Below are 20,770 nucleotides of genomic sequence, written 5' to 3' on the forward strand. Positions count from 1 at the left end.
CCGCCCTCCCCCACCAAAACCCCCACCAAATCCCCGCTCCCCGCGCGCACCCCTGCCCTTTCCCCTTCCTCTTCCTCTTTCCACCGAATCCTCTCCCCCTTTCTCTCCCGCTCCCCCCGTATCCTCTCCCGTGAACTCTCTTCCCTTCACGCTGCCCAGCACACCATGGCCGCCAACGACGCCCTTGCTCTATCCCCTGATCTTCCTGCCCGGTTCCTCGCGGCCTTTCCGGGGATGCTCTGCGTCCTCGACGGCGAGGGACACGTCATCCATGGCAACGCGGCCTGGATGGAGGTCATGGGGGACCTCGGGGGTGGCGTCCTCACCGAGCGCGCGCATGACGAGCACCAGGCGAGGTGGTTGCTCTCCGAGCTGAGTGACCCTCGGTCGGGGGGGTGGGCGGGGGGCCTGCGCACGGCGTCGGGCAAGGAAGAGCGGTTCCACTTCATCTGGGGGCGGGATGAACAGGGGCTGCTCCATGGCGTCGTCACGCGCGTCAGGGCGGATGATCTCACCGAGCAGTCTGGCGAACGTGTGCGCGCGCTGGTGCGCAAGACGGACATCGGGGTCATCGAGCTGGCGCTGCCGGACGAGATCGTCTCCTGGAATCCCGCGGCGGAGAGCATCTTCGGGTTTGCCGCGGAGGAGGCCATCGGGCAGGGGCTCGTCGACCTCCTCAGCACGGAGGAGACCAGGAATTACCGCTATGCGCTCGCCGGTGCGCTGCGCGCCGGGCAGATCGCGACCACGGTGGCGCCGGTGTGCACCAAGGAGGGGCGTGAGATCACCTGCTCGTGGCAGTTCCTGCTGCTCCGGGACGAGCGTGACGTGCCCATCGGGGTCTCGTGCTTCGTGCAGGATGTCACCGAGAACGAGAAGCAGCGGGTCGCGCTGGCGGAGCAGAAGCGGCTCTTGCAGGCGGTGCTCACGGGGAGCCCCATCCTGGTCTGGGCCATCGACAAGGACGGCACGTTCACCGTCAAGAAGGGCAACGCCTACATCCTGCTCGGCCAGAACGAGGAGGATGCCGTCGGCGAGAACATCTTCGAGGTGTATAAGGCGTACCCGCAGCTCGTCGAGGCGACGCGCGAGGCGCTCGCGGGGAACAGCGTCTCGTACCGCATCGACATCGCCGACCAGACCTGGCAGACCCACCTCACGCCGGTCAAGGGCGAGGGAGGGGAGGTCGTGGAGGTGCTCGGGGTCTCCATCTGCGTCACGGACCAGGCGCGCCTCGAGCGGGAGCTGCGCCAGCAACTCGCGCTCCTCACGCAGCAGCAGGAGACGATCCGGGCGCTGACGACGCCGGTGCTGCAGGTCTGGGAAGGGGTGCTGGCGTTGCCGCTCGTCGGGTACGTGGACCAGGTGCGCGCGGAGGGGCTGATGGACATGCTGCTCGACGAGGTGGTGAGGACGCGCGCGCGTCACGCCATCGTCGACGTGACGGGGGTGGAGTCGCTCGATACGGCGACGGTGCACCACATCGCGCGGCTGGTGCGCGCGGTGCAGCTCCTCGGGGCGGAGGGGATCTTGACCGGGGTGCGGCCCGCGGTGGCGCAGAGCATGGTCAGCATGGGGGTGGATTTGCCCGATGTGCCGATGCTGCGGAACCTCCAGGCAGGGCTCCTGCGGTGCTTGCGGGCGAGCTTCCGGGAGAAGGCGGCGGGGGGCTGATCAGGGCACGGGCTGAGGAGGCACGAGGGGGACGCCGAACAGCGAGGACCAGGCCTGCGCTGCCCGGGCGCGCAGGGCGTCGTCGCTCTCGCGACCCAGCTCGGTGAGGGCGCGCGCGACGGCTGCCCGGTCGACCTTGTTGCCCTCGCGGGGGACCTCCTGCCCGGTGAGGGCTTCCAGGGCCAGGGTGCCCACGTGGTGCTCGGTGCCGCGCGGGGTGAGCAGGATGAACCGCGCGAGGTGCACCAGGCCGAGGCGGGGCGCGGCGCCGGGGGCGGTCATCTCCGCGAGGTAGGCGGAGAGCTCGCGGTTCACGCGGTCCTGGGACTCCTTGGCGTAGGCCGCGAGGCGCTTGAGCACCAGGCTCGCGAGGGGGAGGTGGGGGCCGTCCACCTGGTGCTGCAGTTCGTGGCGCTCGGTGGCCTCGGTGAGCGCGGCGAGGAGCTGGTCCTGACCTCCGGCGTCCTTGACGGCTCCAGCGAGCAGCTCTCCGCAGCGTGCCAGGGCTTCGTCCGTCTCCGGGACGAGGGTGGGGAGCGCGGCTGGCGGCGCGGCAGGGGCCGCGGTGTCAGGCGCGGCAGGGTCGGCGCTGGCAGGCGGGGCAGGGTCGGCGCTGGCAGGCGCAGTGGAAGCTGCGGGATCGGGTGCCGGGGTGGCCTGGTCGAGCTTCGGGGCGGCGGTGCAGCGGGAGGCGGTGGCGAGGGCGGCGACCTCGTCGCGGTGGGGGGTCAGCTCGTCGAGGACCACGAGTGCGAAGGGCTGCAGGTCGCGCGAGAAGCCAAGCCGCGTGTGGTCGCCGCGCCGGGTGCCGATCTGCCGCACCTGGAGGGTCGCCAGCTCCTTGCGGCCCACGAGGAAGCGGCGGACCTTCTCGATGCGGTAGCTGTGCACGGAGAAGTGGCGGCGCAGGCCCTCCTCGGTCTGGTAGATGCTCACCGTGGGGTCGACGTAGTAGGGCAGGCCGGCGCGCCGGTTTGCCTCGTTCACCTCGCCGATCAGCCGGTACCAGCGCCGTCCTGCCAGGTCGAGGTCACCAGCCTCCGCGGTCAGCGCGGCGATGGCCTGGCCGAGGCCGGGGTCCAGGCGGTGGGCGGCGGTGGTGAGCTCGCGCGCGGCGGCCTTCACGGCCACGAGGCCGCCCGCGGCGCTCTGGGTGCGGACGCGGCGGTCCCAGCGCAGGCGGGCCTGGCCCCAGGCGTGGAGCAGCTCTCCGAAGAGCTTGTCGCCGTCGGCGGTGGGTTGCTGGAGGGTCCAGGTCACGCCCTTGGACGGGGGGCGCGAGAGCACCCACTGGGCGGCGCCGAGCAGGGTCACGGCGGCGAGGGCGGCGGCCAGCGCGCGGCGCAGGGGGAGGCCCTGGGGCTGCTCCAGGGCGGCTTCGGGGGTCACCCATGCCTCTCCGAGCACCTCCACGGCGGAGGCGACGAGGCAGAGCAGGGCGGTGAGGATCACGATCGTCAGCAGGGCCGCCCACAGGGCAGCGCCGGCCTGCGCGCCCATGAAGCCGCGGTAGGCGAACATCAGGAGGATGCCAGGGAGGCCGTAGAGGGCGAACGCGGCGAGGACAGGCTGCTCGCGGGTCGGAGGGCGGCGCAGGGTGTGGAGCCCGGCGAGGGGGATGAGCAGCGGCCAGAGCGCGACGAGGACGATGAAGAGCATCCCGAGCTGGAGGCCGAAGCTCGGCAGCTCGGGCAGCACGGCGAGGGCGCGGCCGAGGGTCAGGAGCGGGGCCTCGCCGCGGGTGGGCCAGGCGTAGAACAGCGCGGCGGAGGCGACGGCGAGGGTGAGCACGGCGCGGCCGGCGCGCCGCGCCCAGGGGCGGAACATGAGGCTCACGCCGGCTGCGGTGAGGGAGAGCGCGAGCAGCGCGGGCGTGGAGCGATCGGCGAGGCTCTCGGGCACGGCGAGCACCTCCCAGGCGGCGGCGTCGGCGCCGAGCTGGAGGAGCAACGCAGCGAGGGTGAGGGCGGCGAGGACGGTGGTGGCGAGCGAGGTGGCGCGCCTGGTGAGGAACGAGGCGATGACGATGGCGAGGCCCGCGGCGGTGGGGGCCAGGGATGCCACGACGCCCGCGGGGGGGAGCTCGGGGATGAGCTGCCACACGAACTGCGGCACGCCGTCGATGATCTCGTAGGGGAGGAACAGGGTGAACGCGAGGGCGCCTCCGCCCCAGCGGCAGCGTGCGCGCAGGCGGGCGCTGGAGAGGCCGAAGAAGAGGGCGGTCTCGCTCACGGGACCTCGACCGAGGCAATGAGGGCGACCTGACGGCGGGGGTAGTTGGGGTCCTGGCCGAGGGACTGGAAGTACACGCGCTTGCCGTCGGGGGAGAAGCGGGGGGAGCGCTCGGGGAAGCGGTTCGAGGTCAGCGCGAGGGTCTCGCCGGTGGCGACGGTCAGCAGGGCGATGTCGCCCTCGCGGTTGAACGCGATCCGGGTGCCGTCGGGGGAGAGCGCGGGCTCGTCGGCGCGCCCGCCGGGGTCGTGCGCGGTGAGCTTGCCGGTCTCCACCTCGACCGTGGCGAGGCGGGGGAGGCCCTCGCCGAACTGCACGAGCGCGAGGCGGCGGCCGTCGGCGCTGGCCGAGGGGTTCGCCCAGGTTTCGCCGCGAGGGACCTCGATCTTGCGGACGATGGCGGGTGGGGTCTTGCCGAGGTCCACGATCGACAGCGCCTGTCGCGGAGCGTCGCCTCCTTCAGGGGGCGGGGCAGGGCGGTAGAGGTGGGCGAGCAGGGAGGGGCCGAGCCAGGCGAAGCCGTGGAATTCGCCGCCGTCGAGGGGCAGGAGGTAGCGCTCGCTGCCGTCGTCGAGCGAGACGACGAGGAGGTCGCCGGCGCACTCGCGGCAGGCGCGATCGTAGAGCGCGGCGAGCTTGCCGCCCGGCGCGACCTCGGGGCCGACGAAGCGGTGCTCGGGGTCCACGCGGAGGCGCCGCGCCTTGCCGTCGGCGCCGACCACCGTGAGCGTTTTCGCCCAGCCGAAGAGGTCTTCCACGAAGAGCACCGGCGCTCCCTCGGGGGCCGCCGAGGGCTGGCTGAAGACGTGGTAGCCGGTCCAGAGCGGCTTCTCCGTGCCGTCCGGCGCGCGCCAGACCACGGTCTCCATGCGCACGTTGTAGTTGAGATCCAGGCTGCCCGGAGAGATGAACGGGGTGACGTCGGCAGTCTTCACGAGGGCGCCCGCGGGGCCCACGGTGCCCAGGGTGTCCGCCGCGCCAGGGGCGCTGTGGTAGGTCACCTTGCCCGCGCCCTGCTCCTGGCCCCGGCGCTGCTGCCCGAAGGCGTCGTACGCCTCCGTCGCCTGCGCGAGCCGCTGCTTGCGGTACTTGACGTAGTCCTTCGCAGGCTGGAGCTGGGCGAGGCGCTTGATGTCGCTGCTCTCCAGGACGGACTTCACCGTGGGGTGCTCCAGGAGGCGGGGCACCACCTCGTCCACGGCCATGGTGGCGAGGGATCGCGCGAGGAGGCGCATCGCCTCGGGCTTCTCGGGAGCGCCGGACCAGGAGCTGATCGTGCCTTGCTCGGGGGCGCCATCATCGTCGAGGTGGCGGACGGCGATCGGGCCCTCGGCCCGCAGCTCCACGTAGCCCTTGCCCTGGGGCTGCGCGCCGGGCGCCTCGGGGGTCGCGCCCGCCGGGCGGCCCTTCACGGGGTGCTCGATGACCTGGGGGGTGAGCACGGAGGTCACCAGGAAGGCGGCGCGGAGGGCGCGCGCGGCGTCCTCGGGCGAGCTGGCCTTCTCCAGGACGGCCGCGACCTCGGGATCGCCGCCGCGCACGGGCTCGAAGCCGAGCTTGGTGAGGTGCTCGGCCACGCGGTCGGCGAGGACGGCGGCGGGCTCGGAGCCCTCCCACCAGGTCCCGTCGAGATCGACGGCGACGAGCACCCGGAGCGGCGCGGGTCTCCTCCAGAGCCACACGCCGTAGCCAGCCGCGCCGGCAAGCAGGGCGCCGAAGACGAGCAGCGCTGGCCAGATCCTCCGCTTCGGGACGAAGTGCTGGCTGTCGACGCCGGTCTCGGCTCCCTCGGCCCCCTCCACATCGGACATGGGCTCCGCGCCTAGCGCTGCGGGGCGTGCGCGGCAATGTCGCTGCCTCTCCCGCGGGATGGATTAGAGTCAGAGGATGGCCCCGATCTTCTTGACCGTCCTCCTGCTGGCCCTCGCCTATGTCCTGTCCGGGCTCCGGCAGATCAACCAGTGGGAGGTGGCGCTGCGGTTCACGCTCGGCAAGCTCTCCGGGCGGGTGATGCCAGGGCTCACCCTGTTCCTTCCCGGCCTGCAGGAGCTGCGGCGCATCGACACCCGCATGAAGAACCGGGATCTTCTGCGCCAGATGGTGATCACCCGGGACAACGTGACCACCATGGTCGATGCGGTCGTTTACTACCGGGTCATCGATCCCGAGAAGGCGACGCTCGCCGTGGAGAACTACGAGGCGGCCGTGAAGGACCGGGCCAAGGTGGTGCTGCGCGACGTGGTGGGCGAGACCCGGCTCGACGATCTGCTCGCCCACCGGGAAGAGGTGGCGGCGAAGGTGCGGGCGCAGGTGGAGACGGTGGTGGGCGGCTGGGGGCTGCACGTGGAGATGATCGGCCTGCAGGACGTCCAGCTCCCGCCGCAGATGCAGGAGGTGCTCGCCAAGGTGGCCATCGCCGAGCGCGACCGGCGCTACGTGGTGATCAAGAGCGAGGCCGACGTGGAGAGCGCCAAGAACTTCGCCGAGGCCGCGAGCATCCTCGCGCGCTCTCCAGGGGCCATGGAGCTGCGGCGCTTCGAGGCGCTCGCGAACCTCTCCCAGGGCAACACCAAGGTGATCTTCGACCTCGCCAAGCCCTACGACGACGTGCGCCACACGGCGGCGGCGATGGCGGAGGCGGCCGTCACGGAGCCGCAGAAGATGCGGGTCGGCCCGTCGTCCCCCGCGCTCCCGGCGCACGTCGCCATCGACGCGAAGGCGCAGCGGGAGGCCGAGGCGGTCATGGAGGCGCAGGCGGCGCTGGAGGCCGAGTCGACCGCCCAGCGTGGCCGCACGGGCAGGTCTTGATGGAGGCCCTCTCCGCCCTGCGCGGCGCCGCGGGCGCGCTGCTCGCGGCGGAGGGGGCGCACCGCCTCGCCGGCTTCGTGGAGCGCGCGGAGCTGGAGATGGTGGGGGCCGCGGAGCGCTGGACGCTGGGCGCGCGCGAGGTGAGCGCGGCGCGGCTGGTGCTGGTGGTCGACGCGCCGACGTACGCCGCGCTCTCGGGCGATGCGGCGCTCCTCGGGGCGCTGCGCGAGGCCTTCGCCCGGGCGGTGCGCACGCCAGAGACCGAGCTCGCCGGGCTCGACCTGGCCCTGCGGCTCCCGGGCGTCCAGAAGGGATGGCACCGTGCCTACCGCGACGCCGTGCCGCGCGCGGCGCCGGAGCGGCCAGAGCCGGAGGCGGTGCTCGGCGGGGCGGCGGCGCTGCTCGACGCCACGAACGATCCAGCCGCGGCGGCGGTGGTCAGGCGCGCGCAGCTCGAAGCGGCGGAGCTGCCGGCGGTGGGGTCCGCGATCCTGCTCCGCTACGTGCTCCGCATGGATCCTGCCGACCGCGCCGCCCTGGATCGGGACGCCGCGCTCGCCGAGCGGGTGCGCCGCGCCGTGCGCGAGGCAGGTGCGCGCCCTGCCGCGTCGGTGGCCGGGGTGGAGCTGGCCACCGCACTCCGTCCCCTCCAGGCGGCAGACGATGTGGAAGCGCGGCTCACGCGCGCACTCGTGGCGCTGGGCGCGGTGGTGGTGCCCGTCACCCGGGAGGCCGCGCGGGTGGAGCTGGCCGTGATCGCGGATGGACAGCTTCGGCGGGTGGAGATCCTCGCCAGGATGCCGCAGGCGCCGCGTTCCCCCCGGGGCGCCGACACTTCCGGGAGCCTGAGATGGCAGCTCGCGTCGGTCCCCACCATGACCCTCACCCATGGCCAGCTCGAAGGTGCGAGCGAGGCGAGTGCGGTGGCGGCCCTCCTGCTCGGAGGCACGTGAGCGCCGCGAACGGCCGCAAAATGCCGGCGCGGCGCGCGGGCGAGGTGTGATCTTCCCCCCAGAAGCGCGGCGGTCGCAGGAGGCGATCCCCGTGCGCGAAAGGGGTTCCACGTTGCTCCTGTGGAAGCTGCTGCTGTAGGCTGGCCTGCCTCGGATGGCGCAAGAGATCGGCGGAAAATACCTCCTGGAGCGCGAGCTTGCGCGCGGTGGCATGGGGTCGATCTGGGTGGCCTTCGACACCAAGCTCCGCCGCCGGGTCGCGCTCAAGCTGATGAGCCTGGATCAGGTGAGCTCGACGAGTTCGAAGGAGCGTTTCGAGCGGGAGGCGATGGCCATCGCCCAGCTCCGGAACCCGCACGTCATCCAGGTCTACGACTACGGCATCAACGACAACGCTCCCTACATCGTGATGGAGCTCCTCGACGGCGAGGATCTCGACTCGCGCCTGCGCAAGCGGGGGCGTCTCCCGCTCTCCACGGTCAACACCATCCTCCTGCAGGCCTCGCGCGCGCTCGGCGCGGCGCACGGGGTGGGCATCATCCACCGCGACCTCAAACCAGCGAACATCTTCATCGTCGCGGGCGAGGGCGGCGAGCACGTGAAGATCCTCGACTTCGGGGTGGTGGCCCTGGTCAACGGGCAAGCGGAGGCCTGGAACGACATCACCCGCGTGGGGATGCTGGTCGGGACGCCTGCGTACATGAGCCCCGAACAGGCGCGGGGCAAGCCGGTGGACACCCGCAGCGATCTCTGGTCGCTCGCGGTGGTGGCGTACAAGTCGCTCACCGCGCAGCTCCCGTTCGCCGCGGCGGCGATCGGCGAGATCATCGTGCAGATCTGCACCGGGACGCATGCCCCGCCGTCGTCGTTCGTCCCGTCGCTCTCCAGCGAGGTCGACGCCTTCTTCGAGCGGGCCCTCGCCAAGGATCCGAGCCACCGCTTCCAGTCCGTGGGTGAGATGGCGGCCGCGTTCGCGGCGCTCGCCGAGGCCGAGGGGCCCCTCCGGACCACCCAGATCCTGGTCATCGACGACGAGCCCGACGTCAAGATGCTGATCGAGCAGCGCTTCAAGCAGCAGATCAAGCGGAACGTCTACCAGTTCACGTTCGCGACCGACGGCCTCGGGGCCCTGGAGGAGCTGCGCCGGAACCCCGAGCTGGAGGTCGCGCTGAGCGACATCAACATGCCCGGCATGGACGGGCTCACCTTCCTGCGTCAGGCCGCCGAGGTGAGTCCGCTCCTCAAGGTCATCATGGTGTCCGCCTACAGCGACACGGCGAACTTTCGCGCCGCCATGAACCGAGGCGCCATCGATTTCCTGGTCAAGCCCATCGACTTCAAGGACCTCGAGGCCACGATCGAGAACGCGGCCAGGCGCGCCCGCGAGGTGCGCCGGAGCATCCGCGCCATGGAGGAGAACGGCCTGCTCCGGCTTTTCGTGAACGATGGGATCGTGGATCGCCTGCTCCCCGTGATCCGCTCCGCCGACAGCCTCGCCGGCGAGTTCGTTCACGGGACCGTGGTGTTCATCGACCTGCATGGCTTCCAGGAGCGCTCCCGGGCCCTCGCGGCCGACGCCGTGATCCGCCTCATCAACGCGAACTTCGAGATCATCGTCCCGGAGCTCACCGCGCGCGGCGGCGTGGTGGACAAGTACATCGGCGACGCGGTGATGGCCCTCTTCCAGGGCAAGGACCACGCGGTGCGCGCGGTGGAGGCGTGCCTCGCGGTGCGCACGGAGCTCACGCGCATGGTCGATCGCGTCGGCGAGGACTCGCCTTACTCGTGCGGGGTCTCGATCGGGGTGGCCTCGGGCGAGATGATCTCTGGCAGCATCGGCTCGCGGTCGATGGGACGGCTCGACTACACGGTGCTCGGGGAGGTGGTCGCGCGCGCGGCGCGGCTCTCGGAGCGCGCGGCGCGCGGGCAGATCCTCGTCGACGAGGCGCTCTGCGACACCGTGCAGGGATTCTTCATCTGCGAAGAGAACGGCTCGGTCGCGGAGCCTGGCACTTCCGAGGTGCGCGTCTTCAACGTGCTCGAGACGATCGCGGGCGACGCGGCCTCGGTGGCGCAGCTCCCCACCGTGGCTCTCGAGCGCACGTCGTCGTCGTCGATCAAGCCGCCGAAACCCTGACGCCCGCGCGCGCAGGGCGCGGGGCCGCGGCGTGCAGGGGCGCCTCGCGAAACGCGACGCGCGCGAGCCGCTCCACGGCGAGCCCGTGGTAGTGAGACGCGATCTCGGCGCTGTAGCAGGCGCGGCCAGCCGAGAACGCGGCCACCGCCGCCGAGCAGAGACCACCGAAGGGCTCCCAGACGACGTCTCCCGGGTCCGAGGAGGCGCGGATGATCCGGTCGAGGAGCTTCAGGGGCTTCTGGTTGCCGTGCAGCGCCCTCGCCTCGGACTTGAAGCGCTCGGCGCCCCGCACGGCGGGCTCGTGCCAGACGTTGGTGACGCCCACCTCGCAGTGGAACTTCGAGCGCAGGCCGGCCCACTCCTCGCCGGTGAGGGAGCGGCGGCCGTCGACGGTGAAGTAGGGCCTCCCCTCGGGCCTGCCGTGGGTGTTGGCGAAGGCGACGAGCCGCTCGAAGGCCTCGGCCGGGGGGCAGTACCAGAGGTGGCAGCGCGTGAAGTACTTGCGGGTCGCCGCGTTCTTCACGCCGCATGCTTCGTTGGTCCGCCCGATGGGCAGCCCCGAGCGCTCCCACTCCTGCCGGAGCCAGGCCTTCATCGGCACCTTCACGCCGCCCGCGTCGAGCTTCACTTCGCGCACGTAGTGCGCGCACACCTCGGTCACGACCGGGAATTTACGCAGGGTGCGGGTGTTGGCGTTGCCGGCGATGTGGGCGATGCCCTTGTCCCAGATGTGGCAGGTCCGGTACTCCCAGCCGTGCTGCGCGAGGAGCGGGTGCACGAGCGCCCAGCCAATCTCGGTGTTCCAGAACCACAGCGTCGTCGACGGTAGCGCGCGCCTGGACCACGCCTCGACGTGGGGCGCGTACCAGTCGGCGAGGCCGTCAGGCGTGGGAGGGTCGCCCGGGAAGCCGGACACGCCGTAGGCACCGTCGGACACGATGACCGTGGGGCTCGGCCAGGCGCCGTAATGATCGAGCGCGTCTCCAAGCACCAGGGTGGGGCGGAGATCACGCTGAGACGGGCGTGGCACGGCGGGCAGCACGCGCCCATCCAAGCGGAACGGGCAGAACAGTCCAAGAAAACGGCAGACGGTCCCCGGCCGTGGGCGTGCGGGCGCGTCAGCGTGCGCGTCAGCAGGCGCGTCAACGAGCTTCTGGGTAGAGGTACTCGATGATGGTGTCGGTCAGGTCGTCGTGCAGCTCGCCCTCTCCCTCCATGCGGCGAAAGAGGTCCCCGGTCTGGTCGTAGACGTAGCGCACGAGCTTCCGCGGCTCGCCGAACTTCTCGGCGATCAGCACCATGGCGCCGATGTCCCGCTGCCACTCCAGGGTGATCTCGGCGTTGCGCGGGGGCCTCTGCAGCCGGAACTTGCCGGCCGCGTCGCGCCACACGCGGAGGCCTGGCATCGCGCTCTCGCCGGTGAGGTCGCGGGCGAGGCGCTCCACGGTCTTGAGGGCCCGCCTGTTGACCGGCGCGTCTCCGGTCGAGGTGAGCTTCTCCTGGAGCGTTCTTGAGAGATCCTGAAGCCGCTTTCGCCCGGACTCTTCCGACATGGCGTCCCTTTGCCCGCTCAGGCTACCCGAACCCACCTGGAGCGCCTCACAAAACCTCCCGTCGCTGGCTCGCAGAGACGTGCCGTGTCGCGCGGCGACGGCGGCGCTACCCTGCCCAGGGCGCCGTGAACCCTCGCCTTCACCTGCTCCTGTCCCTCGCATCCCTCGCGTCCCTCGCGTCCTTCGCGTCCTTCGCGCTCGCAGCCGGCTGCGCTGCGCCTCCGGTGGCGCCGCTGCAAGCGTCGGCCGCTGCTTCCGCCTTGCCTGCTGCGGCCCTGCCTGGCGCCACGGCGCCCATCACGTACGTCGTGAAGGCGGGGCCTCGCGCGGAGGTGCTGACCGTTGACATGACCCTTCCGCCGGGCCCGGCGCGCACCTTCCGGGTCGAGGAAGCCGCCGCGTCGTTCGTGCGTGACGCCACGTTCGTGGCGCTCTCTGGCAGGGGGGCTGCCGAGGCCCTGTCCGCCGAGGGGGACACCTTGCGCGTGCCTCCGTGCCCCGGCGGTTGCCGCGTCCACTACCGGTTCTTCCTCGACGAGGCTGCCGCGTCCCTCGACGACGTCGGCTACGCCGCCGAGCGCAACGGCGCCTACCTCGCCCCGCCCTCCACCTGGCTGCTCCAGCCCCTCTCCGGTGTCCCTGATCCCGACGTGGGCCGCTTTCGCCTGCGCGTCGACACGCCGCCCGGTCTGCGCTTCGTCTCCGGGCTCTTCAGGGCCCCGGACGATCCTTCCGTCTACGAGGCGCGCCTCTCCGACCTGCCCCGCACGCCCTACGCGGCGTTCGGGGTGTTGCAGCGCTTCGAGGTGGCCGCGCCCGGAGGCGTCGTCGACGTGGCGGTCTTGCCCGGGGCCATCGACGTCGATCACGACCACCTCCGCCGCTGGGTCGACGACGCGGCGCGCGGCATCTCCACGTACTTCGGCCGCTTTCCGGTGCCGTCGGCGCTCGTGATCATCCTCCCCACGCCGGATGGCAGGCCCGGGTTCTCGACCGCGCTCGGCAACGGGGGCGCCTCGGTCATCGCGCGGATCGGCCGCAGCACCACGACCGAGGCGCTGGCGCGGAGCTGGGAGCTGACCCACGAGTTCGTGCACCTCTCGTTCCCCAACCTTCACCTGCGGCACTCCTGGCTGGAGGAGGGGCTCGCCACCTACGTCGAGCCCATCGCCCGGGCGCGGCTCGGCATCATCAAGCCCGAGGAGGTGTGGCGCGGCCTGGCGCTGGGTCTGCCCAAGGGCTTGCCCGAGCCCGATGACCGGGGGCTCGACCATACCCCCACCTGGGGTCGCACCTACTGGGGCGGCGCCCTCTTCTGCTTCCTCGCCGATCTGGAGATCCGCGAGCGTACGGGCAATGCGCGCTCTCTGGACGACGCCCTGCGCGCGATCGTCGCCGAGGGAGGGAACATCTCGGTGCGCTGGCCGATCGAGCAGGCCCTCGACGTCGGCGACAGGGCCACGGGCGTGACGGTGCTGAGCGATCTCTACGCGCGCTGGAAGGACAGGCCGGTGGACGTCGACCTCGATGCGCTGTGGCGCCGCCTCGGGGTGCGCCTTGCAGAGCGCCGGGTGTTCCTCGACCCCTCGGCGCCCCTCGCCGCGATCCGGGACGCGATCGCGGCGGGCCCACCCGTGTCTCGCGCGCCGTAGGTTCTCACCCGCCGGTCGGGTGGCCGTCCACCCGGAGCTGGAACAGGAAATAGGGCGGCATGCAGGCGCCTCCTCCGGAGGGCGTTCGCGCGCACACGTAATCGTCACGGCAGGGCCGGTTCGCGTCGCACGCCGCGAGCTGCGCAGGCTGGACCGTCTCGGCAATGCATTGCTCGAAGGGCAGGTGCCGCGCCAGGCAACCATTGAATGCGGTGAGCACCGGGATGCCGCCGCAGAGGCCCTCTTCCCCGGGCGCTGCGCCGTTGCAGGCGCTCACGCACATCCCGCCCGGGAAGCCGACCTCGTTGGTGTCGCATGCCCCCGGGGCCAGGCAGGCGCGCTTGATCACCGTGGCCACACCGTCTCGCCTCCCGCTGTCGTTCGGCTGGATGCGCGCCATTTCACAGGCGTCGCCGACGCGCCCTCCGCCTGGCGTGGTGCACACGCCGACGCCGCGATCCTCGGTGTCGCGGTCTTCCTCGCTGCAGGTGAGGCCGGGGGCACACGTCCAGTCCGTGAAGCCGGGGTCGCCGGCGTCGCCAAGGCCGCAGTGGGCATGGCGTGCGCCGCCGCTCGCAGGGATGCCGCTGCGCTCGGCGATGGGGGCTGCCATGAGGGGCGCGCGTCCCTCCGCGAGCGCTGCGGTGATGGACGCCCGTCGCGCCAGCTCTCCGCCGAGGTGGGGGGAGAAGGCCACGGCGAGGCCATTGGCGCCGCGGTAATCGTCAGGCTCCTCGCCGAGCAGGTGGAACCCCGCGACGCTCCGGCTCTGGTGACAGCCCTGGCAGGTGAGCTGGTCGAGGCGCCGCAGGAGCGCCGCCGGGGACTTCACGCTCGGGTAGGCGGCGAGATCGATGCTGGCGAGGTCCCGGGGGGCGAAGAGCTGCCGGAAGGGCCGGTTGTGCCGCCGCGCGAGGCCGCGGGGGCTCACCGAGGTCGCCCGCGTCGCCAGGAAACGCTCGGGCAGCAGCGCCGTGCCCTCGTCGATGGCCGCGAGGTGCTCCGGGGTGCCGATCCAGCGCAGGAGATCCTGCCGCAGCTTCCGGTCCGCCCGGAGCCGCGCCACGTCGGGGGTGTTCTCCAGCAGCTTCGGGATGAGCCTACCGTCCGGCGCTGGCTGGAAGCTCCGGAGCAGGTACTCCGCGTGGCCGGCCATCGTGGGCCTCACGGTGGAGGGCCACCGTACCGTCTGCACGTTGAGGTTCACGGTGGCGAGCCGGTACGACGCCACGCGGGAGGGCGAGAGCGCGCCTTCCTCGCTGGTGAGCCAGGTGGCGAGCGCTTCGCCGGAGAGCGCGGTTGGAGCTTGCCAGGAAAGCGCTGCCTCGCGGCACCCGCCACCGGTCGGCGCAGGAGGGACGACGAGCTCCAGGCTCACCGTCGCTGGCAGCTTCGATGCCACGGAGCCCGCGGGTGAGGGGCGATCGTAGGCGAGCCGGAACACGAGCCGCACCTCGCCGCAGCCCTCCGGATGAAACGGGGCGCGGTCGAGGCGATTGACGATTGCGCTCAGCGCGAAGCGCGCGTGCGGGGAGCGAAGCCAGGCGACATCGAGCAGCCGGTGCGGCTTGTCGCCGATACCCACGCCGCTGCGCGGGTCGGCCGTGCGAATGGCATTCACCTCGGCCTCCACCTCCTGCACCAGGGTGCGAAAGCGGGGCCCGCGCGCGAGGACCGCGGTGCTGCCCGCAGCACCGTCGAGGCGCTCTCCCAGGCTGAACCCGCGGGCCTCCAGGGCGCGCATGGCGGCGCGATCGGTGAGCAGCGTGAGCGTGCGGCGCTCGCGAGGCGGGGGTTCGACCCGAGACGATCCTGCTCCGGTGACACCTCCAGGAGCACCTGAGGAAGCGCGCTGTGCGGCACCTTCGGTGACAGGAGCAGGCGCCGTGGGGGGCGGAGATGGCTGCATGTCAGCGCCAGGGGCGCACGCGACGAAAAGCAGCGCGCTCGGAGCCTGCAGGAGACGGCGGAGCGGGATGAACATCGAAAGAAGAAAGCTACCCGGCGCGGTCAGCGTGTAGAAGCCCAACGTTCACGCGTTCACGCGTTCACGCGTCCACGCCTCGCGGGACGTCCGCGAGGCCAGGGCTCATTGCCTCGGAACGTCCCTCGTCCACGCCAGGGAGGCGCAGTACCCCGCCCCGCACGGAGTGCATGCGCGCATTGACTCTGGAGATCGCGGCCGACAGAGGTTCGACATACTGGATTCATAGACGATTTCATCAGGTCACCGCCCCGGGCATCCGGGATGGCGCGTGATTCCTTGCGAGGTCTCTGTTTCGCGGGGATACCTCATGAGAACCGACAGTCGCTCCACCGAAGTGAATGAACACCGGGAGGCACCGTGGACCACGCAATCGATCTGTTTCTGGATCAGAACATTCGCCGAAACCCTTATCCGATCTATGCCGAGCTGCGCCAGAACCGACCAGTATGCCAGGTGGAGCCCGACGGGATCTGGGTGGTCGCGCGGCATGCCGATGTCCTGCGCCTCGCGCGGGATACCTCGAGTTTTTCTTCCTCTGGCTTCGGGGTGATCATGTCCCCGCCCACCATTGGTCATAATCCGGTGGCGGAGTCGATCCTCGTGCTCGACCCGCCCCACCATACCCAGCTCCGCTCGCTGGTGAGCCGCGCATTCACGCCGCGCAACATGGCGCGCCTCGAAGGGCGGGTCACGGCGGTCGCCAGCGAGCTTTCGGAGCGCCTGCGCGAGATGGGCGACGCCGACGTGGTCGCCGAGCTCGCGGGGCCGCTCCCGGCGCGGATCATCGCCGAGATCCTGGGCCTCGATCCGGAGCTGCACCGGGAGTTCAAGCGCTGGGGCGAGCACCTCGCCGCCGTCACCCCGAGGACGCAGGAGCCTCTCGCGAGCGCCATCCGGTCCACGATCGGCGACATGAACCGCTACTTCCGGGAGGTGATTGCCGCCCGCCGCCGCTCTCCGCGCGAGGACATCGTGACCGACCTGACCCGCGCGGAGATCGGCGGCGTGAAGCTCACCGACGTCCAGATCACCTCGTTCCTGTTCCTGCTCCTGACGGGTGGGTTCGAGACCACCGTCAACCTGATCGCCCACGCCCTGATGATCCTCGCCGACCGCCCCCAGGATCATGACCGGCTCCGCGCCGACCCGTCCATGATCCCGGCGTTCATCGAGGAGGTGCTGCGCTTCGAGCCGCCGCTCCACGGGCTGCCGCGCATGACCACCACCGACGTGATGGTCGGCGGTCAGTTCATCCCGGCGCGTTCGCTCATCGTGGGGTTGATCGGGTCCGCCAACCGGGACGAGAGCGTGTACGTGCAGCCCGAGGTGTTCGACATGGATCGCGAGTCGCAAGGGGCCATGGCCTTCGGGCACGGTATCCACTTCTGCCTCGGCGCCGCCCTGGCCAGGCTGGAGGGGCGGATCACGCTGGCCGCCATGATCTCCCGCTTTCGCAGGGTGAAGCGGCTGCCGGGCGAGGTCTCGTACACCTGCGCGATCTCGCTCCGTGGCCCCATCTCCGTGCCGATGCGCTTCATCCCGGCGTGAGAGAGGGGGCTTGCCGGTGCCGTCGGCCGCCGGGGTACACTGGGCGGCCATGGCGCCGATCGCACGTCCCCGATCTCCTCGCTCGATCCCGTCCCGCTCCCTGCTGGGTGCCGTCTTCCGGGGGCGCGGCGTGGTCAGCGCCCTCGTGATCGCCGTGGCGGCTCCAGGGTGCGTCCAGTCCGAGGCGATCGATCCCCTCGTCGACTGCTCCACCGGCGCGCAGAACCAGCGGCTGCTCAAGAGGATGCGCGAGGTCTATCTCTGGAACGATCAGATCCCCGAGGGCATCGACCCGCTCGCGTACGAGTCGCCCGCGGCCCTGCTCGACGCGATCCGGTACGAGGAGCGCGACCTCTGGAGCCACGTCTCCTCCACCGCCACGACGAGCGCGTACTACGGTGAGGGCAAATCCGTCGGCCTCGGCCTCCGCTGGAAGTTCGACCCGGAGGGCGGGTTCCGCGTCGCCATGGTCTACGAGGGCTCTGCCGCCGACGGTGCTGGCCTCGCGCGTGGCGATGAGGTGCTCAAGATCAACGGCGTGGACATCGCCACCATCGAGGCCGAGGGCCGGTGGGCCACCATCACCGGCGGCGACGCCGAGGGCGTGCCCGTCACGCTCGACGTGAGGAAGGCGGGGGGCGCGCCGGAGACGCTCTCCCTCCAGAAGCGCGTCTACACGGTCATCTCGGTGCCGGAGCCCAGGATCCTCGACGTGGACGGCAGGAAGATCGGTTACCTGCTCGTCGACCGCTTCATCGGTCCGACGTATGCGGAGCTGCGCTCGGCGTTCGCGGTGCTGCACGAGGCGCGCGTCGACGACCTGATCGTCGACATGCGCTACAACGGCGGCGGCTACACCGACGCCTCCCGCCTCCTCGCGAGCCTCATCGGCGGCAAGGCGCTGGACGGAGAGGCCTACAACCTCACCATCCACAACGAGCGCCTCCGGGACGAGGACGGCATCGCGCGCTTCAGCGTCACCGAGCACCAGCTCAACCTGTCTCGCGTGGCGGTCATCGCCACGGGCTCCACCGCCTCCGCGAGCGAGCTGGTGATCAACGGCCTCAATCCCTTCATCGAGGTCGCGGTGATCGGCACCGACACCTACGGCAAGCCCGTGGGATCGGTCGCGTACGAGGACTGCAGCCTGACCGTGACGCCGATCACGTTCCGCAGCATGAACGCGGCAGGGGAGGGGGGGTACTACGATGGACTGCCCGTCGACTGCCCCGCCGAGGACCAGCTCAGCGCTCCCCTGGGCGACCCGGCAGAGGCCTCCGTCAAGGAGGCGATCCACTGGCTCATGAGCGACGTCGACGACGAGGAAGAGCACACCGAGACCTGCTCGGCGCCGGTGCCCGAGGGCGCGGCGGATGCGTCGGCTGCCCGGAAGCCGGAGCGCCGTCCCCTCCAGCTTCGCGGGCTACAGCAGGAGATCGGCGCTTTCTGATGCACACGGCAGGGGCTCGCGCCCCCGCCCCCCGCCGAGCAAAGCTCGTCGGGACCCCCACTCCGCGATCCACCCGAGGCTTCCAGAGCGTTCTGCCGCTTCGGGCCTGACGTCCGTCGCCTCAGGAAGCGGGTGATGTCCCCGGCCGCATGGATGACGGCCGGGATCAGTCCAGGTGGATGCCGGTGGCCACGCGCATGCCCCAGACGGGATCGAAGGGCGAGCCGAGCGGATCGGTCACCGGCAGCAGCATGCCGAGGCGCAGGAACAGGTGCTCTCGCTCCAGGACGAAGAACGGCTCCAGCGCGAGCTGGTGGGTGCCCTCTGGCTCGGTCACGAGCGAGACGCCCTGGAAGCGTAGACCGCCGCCGATGCCGTGACCGATCTGCACCTCGAAGGCGTACTGGAGCGCGAGCTCGGCGGCATCGGTGCGGTCGGTGAGCCGGACGTGCAGCACCGGGTCGAGCTCTGCGCGGAGGATGCCGATGGATCCCAAGTGCCCTTCCACGCCCGCCTGGAACAGGAAGGGCACGGTCTCCGGGCTGAACTCGTGCACGTTCCACAGCGCCTGCGAGGTCCCCCCGGCGACCACCAGGTCGTCGTCCTCTCCGACGAGCGGCATGCCGAACGCGCCACCGAGCGTGACCCAGAGCTTCTCGGCAGGCCGCAGCACGACGTGGGCGCCGAGCATGGGGTTGCCCAGGCTGCCCACCGTCAGCGGGATGCGCGCATCGAGGAAGACCCGCTTGGCGAGGCGGAATTGCCCCACCACGTCGAGGGTGCCGAACGCGTATTCATCGTCCCCGGACATGCGCGCCGCCTCCAGCCGCAGCCCGCCCCGCATCGCGAGGGGCAGCCCCTGGGGCGTGATCGTGCCGAGCCTGCGCTTGCGGCGGGGCTGTCCCGGGTCCGAAGCCTCGCCCTCAGGAGCGATCTCTCCATCGCCCTCGAAGTCGCCTTCGGGGGGCTCGATCCATCGACCCGGGGGCTGCTCTTGCCGTCCGCCCTGCGCCCCACCTTGCCATCCACCCTGAGGCTGGCCTTGCCATCCGCCTTGCGCCTGGCCTTGCCATCCGCCCTGGGGCTGACCTTGCCACCCGCCTGGAGGCGGAGGGGGAGCGCCACCCGGCTGGGGCGGCGGAGGGGCGCCAACCTGCCATCCGCCCGGAGGCGTGGGCCCGCCCGGGGGAGGCTGCGGTGTGCCAGGAGGAGGGGGAGGCGCCGGCTGCTGGGCCTCCGCTCCCGTGGGTGGAGGCTGCGGCGCCCCACCCGGTGCGGGCTGTCCTGGAGCAGGGGGCGGGGGCGGAAGCTGCGGTTGCGCCGGTTGCGCCGGTTGTGCCGAGGCCGTGGTGCCTACCAGCAGCGCAGCCAGGGCGGCCGCGCAGGAAAACGGGCGAAGGAGCTGGGTGTTAAGCATCGCCCGACTTCTACCAGAGAAAGCCCGCGTCCAGACCGCCCGAGAGTCGCGCGCGGCAGGGCAGGCGCCGCGGAGAACAGCCGCGTGGCAGGTGCCCACGCCGGTTGCGAGGCGAGGCGCCTTGGAGTAGCGTCCGCGCCGCCGCGCAGCAGGCAATGCGCCGCACAAGGTAGAAGGGTTCGCATGGCTCGAGGCTCAACAGCAGCACGGCAATCCCCCTCCGAGGCGACCGACTCGGTGCTCGGCCGCGGCGCGCGCGTGCGCGGGCGGGTCCATGGTGACGGCTCGCTGCGCGTGGAGGGCTCCATCGAGGGCGACGTCCAGGTGAGCGGCGAGCTCGAGATCGACGACGGCGGCTCCGTGGCCGGCGACGTCGATGCTGGCGCGCTCACCATCGGCGGGCAGCTCACCGGGAATGCCTCGGCGCGCGGCCCCATCACCATCCGGTCCACCGCGCGCGTCTCCGGCGACATGCTGGGCGCCGAGGTGGTCCTCGAAGAAGGCGCGGCGTTCGATGGCCGCATCGAGGCCGAGTTCGAGCTGCCGCCCGAGCTCACAGGGCGTCCAGGGTCCCGCTAGTCCGCAGGTCAAAGGCGACGAGGAGCACGAAGTGGCAACCATCATCGGGAACGGGCTCACGATCGAGGGCGAGATCACGTCCGACGAGGACGTGGAGGTGGCCGGCACGCTGCGGGGCAAGCTCAGCGCCGAAGGTGTCGTGACCGTGGACACGGGCGCGGTGATCGAGGCTGACGTCTCGGCCTCCACGCTGCAGGTGGGCGGTACGGTCACCGGCAACGTGAGCGCGAGCGATCGCGTGGATCTCCTCGCGGGCGGCCGCCTCGTGGGAGACGTGAAGGCGGCGCGGCTGACCATCGCAGACGGGGCCCAGTTCAAGGGCAACGTCGACATGGACGTGTAGCCGATGGCGGTCCTTTCCTCGATCGGGCCGACCACGGCCGTGCGCGGCAACGTGCGCGGCGAGGGCGATCTCGAGATCCTGGGTCGCGTCGAGGGGAGCGTCGCCGTCACGGGCGACGTGACCATCGGCGAAGGCGCGCTCGTCCGGAGCGACGTGCGCGGCCGCCGCGTCACCGTGCGCGGCGCCGTGGCGGGCAACGTGTCGGGCGAGGAGGCCGTCGTCCTCGAAGAGGGCGCGCGCGTCGCTGGCGACCTGGGCGCCCCGCAGGTGGGCATCCGGCCGGGTGCGCTGCTGCGCGGCCATGTCTCGACGGCCGGGCCTCTGCCCGAGGGCACCTCTCACCAGGCCGCGGCCCAGTCGCGCCAGGCCCCTGCCGCTGCCGCTCCCGCCGCGCGCCCCGCGCCCGCAGCGCGTGCCGCAGCGCCTGCAGCGCGTGC

At 71.6% G+C, this 20,770-nt stretch carries 16 protein-coding genes; 10 read left to right on the forward strand and 6 right to left on the reverse strand.

Annotation, left to right across the window (positions count from 1 at the left end):
- Positions 1-165 precede the first annotated feature (165 nt).
- On the forward strand, positions 166-1,674 hold the full coding sequence (locus CAP_RS46790) for a PAS domain-containing protein (protein WP_081865826.1): 1,509 nt from the start codon (positions 166-168) through the stop codon (positions 1,672-1,674).
- On the opposite strand, the gene CAP_RS46795 is transcribed toward CAP_RS46790, so the two are convergent.
- Positions 1,675-3,906: a hypothetical protein gene (locus CAP_RS46795; protein ID WP_052376878.1), complete on the reverse strand. Its 2,232-nt coding sequence runs from the start codon at positions 3,904-3,906 to the stop codon at positions 1,675-1,677.
- A complete protein-coding gene (locus tag CAP_RS41945) occupies positions 3,903-5,717 on the reverse strand; it encodes a TolB-like translocation protein (protein ID WP_044251898.1) in 1,815 nt (604 codons plus the stop codon). The genes CAP_RS46795 and CAP_RS41945 overlap by 4 nt, the downstream gene beginning before the upstream one ends.
- A gap of 76 nt (positions 5,718-5,793) precedes the next feature.
- On the opposite strand from CAP_RS41945, the gene CAP_RS41950 reads away from it, so the two are divergent.
- From CAP_RS41950 to CAP_RS41960, 3 genes are all read left to right on the forward strand, one after another.
- A complete protein-coding gene (locus tag CAP_RS41950) occupies positions 5,794-6,714 on the forward strand; it encodes an SPFH domain-containing protein (protein ID WP_044251901.1) in 921 nt (306 codons plus the stop codon).
- On the forward strand, positions 6,714-7,667 hold the full coding sequence (locus CAP_RS41955; protein WP_052376879.1) for a hypothetical protein: 954 nt from the start codon (positions 6,714-6,716) through the stop codon (positions 7,665-7,667). Before CAP_RS41950 ends, CAP_RS41955 begins: the two co-directional genes overlap by 1 nt.
- A gap of 154 nt (positions 7,668-7,821) precedes the next feature.
- Positions 7,822-9,804, forward strand: a complete 1,983-nt coding sequence (locus CAP_RS41960) for a protein kinase domain-containing protein (protein ID WP_044251904.1) — start codon at positions 7,822-7,824, stop codon at positions 9,802-9,804.
- Here the strand turns inward: CAP_RS41960 and CAP_RS41965 are convergent.
- Both CAP_RS41965 and CAP_RS41970 read right to left on the reverse strand, forming a co-directional pair.
- Positions 9,785-10,795 (reverse strand): DNA methyltransferase, encoded by a 1,011-nt coding sequence (locus CAP_RS41965; RefSeq protein ID WP_231512017.1) that lies wholly within the window; start codon positions 10,793-10,795, stop codon positions 9,785-9,787. The two genes, CAP_RS41960 and CAP_RS41965, sit on opposite strands and share 20 nt — an antisense overlap.
- Before the next feature lie 151 nt (positions 10,796-10,946).
- Positions 10,947-11,357 carry a hypothetical protein gene (locus tag CAP_RS41970; protein ID WP_044251906.1) on the reverse strand — a complete coding sequence of 137 codons (411 nt, stop codon included), beginning with the start codon at positions 11,355-11,357 and terminating at the stop codon, positions 10,947-10,949.
- Positions 11,358-11,482: 125 nt separating this feature from the next.
- On the opposite strand from CAP_RS41970, the gene CAP_RS46800 reads away from it, so the two are divergent.
- The gene (locus tag CAP_RS46800; protein WP_052376880.1) at positions 11,483-13,009 is read left to right on the forward strand and encodes a M61 metallopeptidase family protein; all 1,527 of its coding nucleotides are present in this window, start codon (positions 11,483-11,485) and stop codon (positions 13,007-13,009) included.
- Between the two features lie 4 nt (positions 13,010-13,013).
- Here the strand turns inward: CAP_RS46800 and CAP_RS41980 are convergent, their stop codons facing one another.
- The gene (locus CAP_RS41980; protein WP_156041645.1) at positions 13,014-14,753 is read right to left on the reverse strand and encodes a hypothetical protein; all 1,740 of its coding nucleotides are present in this window, start codon (positions 14,751-14,753) and stop codon (positions 13,014-13,016) included.
- Positions 14,754-15,353: 600 nt separating this feature from the next.
- On the opposite strand from CAP_RS41980, the gene CAP_RS41985 reads away from it, so the two are divergent.
- Positions 15,354-16,544: a cytochrome P450 gene (locus CAP_RS41985; protein WP_044251909.1), complete on the forward strand. Its 1,191-nt coding sequence runs from the start codon at positions 15,354-15,356 to the stop codon at positions 16,542-16,544.
- Between the two features lie 49 nt (positions 16,545-16,593).
- Positions 16,594-17,994: a S41 family peptidase gene (locus tag CAP_RS41990; protein ID WP_052376882.1), complete on the forward strand. Its 1,401-nt coding sequence runs from the start codon at positions 16,594-16,596 to the stop codon at positions 17,992-17,994.
- Between the two features lie 166 nt (positions 17,995-18,160).
- Here CAP_RS41990 and CAP_RS53080 read toward each other — a convergent pair whose 3' ends face one another.
- Complete coding sequence (locus tag CAP_RS53080; protein ID WP_197041585.1) at positions 18,161-19,411, reverse strand: hypothetical protein; 1,251 nt, start codon at positions 19,409-19,411, stop codon at positions 18,161-18,163.
- Between the two features lie 183 nt (positions 19,412-19,594).
- Here CAP_RS53080 and CAP_RS42000 point away from each other — a divergent pair, with 183 nt between their 5' ends.
- The 3 genes from CAP_RS42000 to CAP_RS42010 all read left to right on the forward strand — a co-directional run.
- On the forward strand, positions 19,595-19,990 hold the full coding sequence (locus tag CAP_RS42000) for a bactofilin family protein (RefSeq protein WP_044251914.1): 396 nt from the start codon (positions 19,595-19,597) through the stop codon (positions 19,988-19,990).
- A gap of 31 nt (positions 19,991-20,021) precedes the next feature.
- Positions 20,022-20,333 carry a bactofilin family protein gene (locus CAP_RS42005; protein ID WP_044251916.1) on the forward strand — a complete coding sequence of 104 codons (312 nt, stop codon included), beginning with the start codon at positions 20,022-20,024 and terminating at the stop codon, positions 20,331-20,333.
- A gap of 3 nt (positions 20,334-20,336) precedes the next feature.
- The coding region (locus CAP_RS42010; RefSeq protein ID WP_052376883.1) for a bactofilin family protein at positions 20,337-20,770 on the forward strand (434 nt) is incomplete at its 3' end.

Origin of the sequence: Chondromyces apiculatus DSM 436, from assembly GCF_000601485.1 — a bacterium.
Classification (GTDB): Bacteria; Myxococcota_A; Polyangia; order Polyangiales; family Polyangiaceae; genus Chondromyces; species Chondromyces apiculatus.